At 68.3% G+C, this 3,578-nt stretch carries 4 protein-coding genes; all 4 read left to right on the forward strand.

Going from position 1 to position 3,578, the window contains the following annotated elements:
- A partial coding sequence (locus E4L96_RS21845; protein ID WP_135209336.1) for a PilN domain-containing protein occupies positions 1-525 on the forward strand: 525 nt, incomplete at its 5' end.
- Positions 522-1,097 carry a hypothetical protein gene (locus E4L96_RS21850; RefSeq protein WP_229414699.1) on the forward strand — a complete coding sequence of 192 codons (576 nt, stop codon included), beginning with the start codon at positions 522-524 and terminating at the stop codon, positions 1,095-1,097. The genes E4L96_RS21845 and E4L96_RS21850, both read left to right, overlap by 4 nt.
- 46 nt (positions 1,098-1,143) lie before the next feature.
- Positions 1,144-1,692 (forward strand): hypothetical protein, encoded by a 549-nt coding sequence (locus tag E4L96_RS21855; RefSeq protein WP_135209337.1) that lies wholly within the window; start codon positions 1,144-1,146, stop codon positions 1,690-1,692.
- Positions 1,692-3,578: secretin GspD/PilQ domain-containing protein (locus E4L96_RS21860; protein WP_135209338.1), on the forward strand; the 1,887-nt coding region annotated here is incomplete at its 3' end. The genes E4L96_RS21855 and E4L96_RS21860, both read left to right, overlap by 1 nt.

Raw genomic sequence — 3,578 nt, forward strand, 5'->3', positions numbered from 1 at the left:
GCGCAGCGGGTGCTGTACCGCACCCACCCGGCCGCGTGGGCGCTGGCTGCCATCGCCGCGGCGTGCCTGGCGGCGGCGGGCGGCGTCGCCTGGCTCACCGTGCAGCAGCAGAAAACCTTTGAAGAACAGCTGGCGGTGGCCAACGCGCGCCACGCGCCGGTGGCCGTGGCCCCGGTGGCCACGCAAAAGGTGAACATCCCCGCCGCCCAGGCCACCGCCGTCAACACGGCCGTCCTGCAGCTCAATCTCCCGTGGCGCGACCTGCGCGATGCCGTGGCCGAAGCCACCCCGCCCACCATCGCGCTGCTGGCGCTGGAGCCGGACGCGCGCCGCCGCACCGTGCGCATCACCGCCGAAGCCAAGGACAGCGAAGGCATGATCGGCTACATCGAACTGCTGAAGAAGGAAGAGCTCTTCAACGACGTGGCCCTGCTGCGCCACGAGACCAACGACATCGACCCCAACAAGCCGTTGCGCTTCCAGGTCGAAGCCTCGTGGTCCGCACCCGCGCGGGGGATGCCATGAAGGCCATGAAGGCGCTGAACTTCGCCTCGGTCGGCCTGCGCCTGCGCGTGGCCGCCTCCACCCTCGGCCCGGTGGCCACCATCGGCCTCGTGGTACTGGTGCTGTCCGCGCTGGCCCTCGGCTGGCTGGTGCCGCGCCGCCTCGCGCTGGCGGACCAGAACCGGGTCGCGCTGGCTGCGGCCGCATTGCCGCCCCCGGCGATCAAGACGATCGCGCCGCCCGCCACCGCCAACGACAACCTGGTCCTGTTCTACAAGAGCCTCGGCGAGCGCCGCTACGCCGAGCTGCAGGTGCGCACCCTGTTCGGCCTCGCCGCCAAGACCGGCCTCACGCTGCGCCAGGGGGAATACAAGTCCGGCTACGACCGCGCCGCCGGCGTGGCCACCTACCAGATCATGCTGCCGGTGAAAGGATCGTACAAGGCGGTGTGGCAGTTCGCCATGCTGGCCCTGTCCGCGATTCCGTTTGCCTCGCTGGACGACATCAGCTTCAAGCGCGAAGCCATCGGCGACGCCGCCGTGGAAGCGCGCCTGCGTTTCACCCTCTACCTGGCACCCGGAGGTCAGCCATGATCCTGCGGCTGCGTGACACCTTAATTCTGGCGCCCGGAGGCCAGCCATGAAGCCGCGCCACATCGGCATGGGCCTGGCGCTGGCCATCGCGGCCGGGCTGGTGATCTTTGGCGACCGCACGCCGGACACCGGGATTGCCGAACCAGTGCAGCGCGCCGCCGCGCCGCACCTGCCAACCACGCCATCGCCCGCGGGTCCGTCTCCGGCCACCGCAAGCAGCAGCGCCGCGCCGGCCGACGTCGCCATCGCCCGCCTGATCCCGCGCGACGAATTGATGGGCGCCGACAGCGACGACAGTGAATCGGCCTTCCTGAGCCAGAACTGGACGCCACCGCCACCGCCTGCGCCTGCGGGCCCGCCCCCGCCACCACCCGAGCCCACCGCACCGCCGCTGACCTACGTCTTCATCGGCAAGGCGCGCTCCGCGGCCGGGTGGGAGGTCTACCTGACCCAGGGCGAACGCGTCATGCTGGTGAAGCAGGGCGACGTCCTCGATAACACCTGGCGCGTGGACAGCATCGCGCCGCCGAACATGACCCTGACCTATCTGCCGCTGAACCAGGTCCAACAGCTGAATATTGGAGTCACCGAATAATGGGGAGCCCCTTCATCCAACGACTGCGCAACCTGGCCGCGCCGCCGCTGCTGGCGCTCGCGCTGCTGGGCTGCGCCGGCCAGATGGCCTACCGCGACAGCCAGTCCCTCGCCCGGGAAGACAAGATCGAGGCCGCGTTGGGCAAGCTGCAGGAAGCGATTGCCGCCGACCCGCAGAATCCGCAGTTCCGCACCGCCTACCTGCAACTGCGCGACCGCTATGCGACCCGCTACGTCAACCAGGCCATGCGTGAGCTGGAGAATGGCCAGACCGACCAGGCGGCCGCCGACTTCCGGCGCGCCTTGGCGATCGACGCGGGCCACGAGCGTGCGCGCCAGGGCCTGCGCGCCCTGGAAGCCGATGCGCGCCTGGGTCGCCGCTTGGCCGATGCGCAGGGCGCCTTCGACCGCAAGGACTATGCCGCCGCGCGCAGCATCGCGGAAGACATCATGACCGAGCGCCCGCAGTACGAACCGGCGCGCCAGCTGCTGTCCCAGATCGACGAACTGGCGTCGCAGACCAATGGCGAGGCCTCGCTGGCGGCCGCCTACAAGCAGCCGGTCACTATCGAATTCCGCGACGCTCCGCTCAAGCAGGTGTTCGAGGTGCTGTCGCGCCGCTCCGGCCTGAACTTCCTGTTCGATAAGGACGTGAAGACCGACCAGCGCACCTCCATCTTCCTGAAGAACAGCACCGTGGAAGCGGCCATCGATTCGCTCCTGCTCACCAACCAGCTGGAGCAGCGCGTGATGGACCCGAACACCATCCTGATCTATCCGAACCTGCCGCAGAAGCAGAAGGAATACCAGCAGATGGTGGTCAAGACCTTCTACCTCGCCAACGCCGAGGCCAAGTCGGTGGCCAATACGCTGAAGACCATCCTCAAGTCGCGCGACGTGGTGGTGGACGAAAAGCTCAACCTCCTGATCGTGCGCGACAGCCCGGAGGCGATCCGCCTGGCCGAGAAGCTGGTGGCGCTGCAGGACATCTCGGAGGCCGAGGTGATGCTGGAGGTGGAGATCCTGGAGATCAACCGCAGCCGCCTGACGGAGCTGGGCATTTCCTGGCCCGAGAAGCTGGCGCTGGCGCCGCTCATCACAGGGGACAGCCCGATCACCATCGCCGAGCTGAAAGGCCTGAACAGCTACAACGTGGGCGTGTCCGGCGTGGCCGCCAGCGTCAACGCGCACGGCACCGCGGACAACAGCAACCTGCTGGCCAACCCGCGCATCCGCGTGCGCAACAAGGAGAAGGCCAAGGTCCTGATCGGGCAGAAGATCCCGAATATCACCACCACCGTGTCGCCGGGCGCGAACGGCTTCGCGTCCGAGTCGATCAACTACGTGGACGTGGGCCTGACCCTGAACGTGGAGCCGACCATCTACCTGAATAACGAAGTGGGCATCCGCGTGGCGCTGGAAGTCTCCAACGTGATCGGCAAGACGCCGCTGACTTCGGGCGCGGTGGCCTACACCATCGGCACGCGCCAGGCCAGCACCTTTCTGCAGTTGAAGGACGGCGAGAACCAGGTACTGGCGGGCCTGATCAACAAGGAAGAACGCAACGGCAAATCCGGCCTGCCGATTTTGTCCGAGGTGCCACTGCTGGGCCGCCTGTTCGGCAGCGGGACGGACGACAGCTCCAAATCCGAGATCGTGCTGTCGATCACGCCGCACCTGATCCGCAGCGTGCAGCGGCCGCCCGCGTCGGCGTCCGAATTCGTGGCTGGAACCGAGACCAGTTTCCGCCGCCGCCCCGACACCACGCCGCGCCAGAGCGCGGTGCCGGTGCAGCCGGGGCAGACCGGGACCGTGGCTCCGGCCATCCGCCCGGGCGTCGCCAATATCCCGCCGACCGCGCAGCAACCGGTCACGCCGGCGGTGGTC

This window comes from Zemynaea arenosa (assembly GCF_004614185.1).
Lineage (GTDB): Bacteria > Pseudomonadota > Gammaproteobacteria > Burkholderiales > Burkholderiaceae_D > Telluria > Telluria arenosa.

Coding starts and splice junctions, on each gene's coding strand:
- E4L96_RS21850 (WP_229414699.1), top strand. CDS start 522: ATGAAGGCCATGAAGGCGCTGAACTTCGCCTCGGTCGGCCTGCGCCTG.
- E4L96_RS21855 (WP_135209337.1), top strand. CDS start 1,144: ATGAAGCCGCGCCACATCGGCATGGGCCTGGCGCTGGCCATCGCGGCC.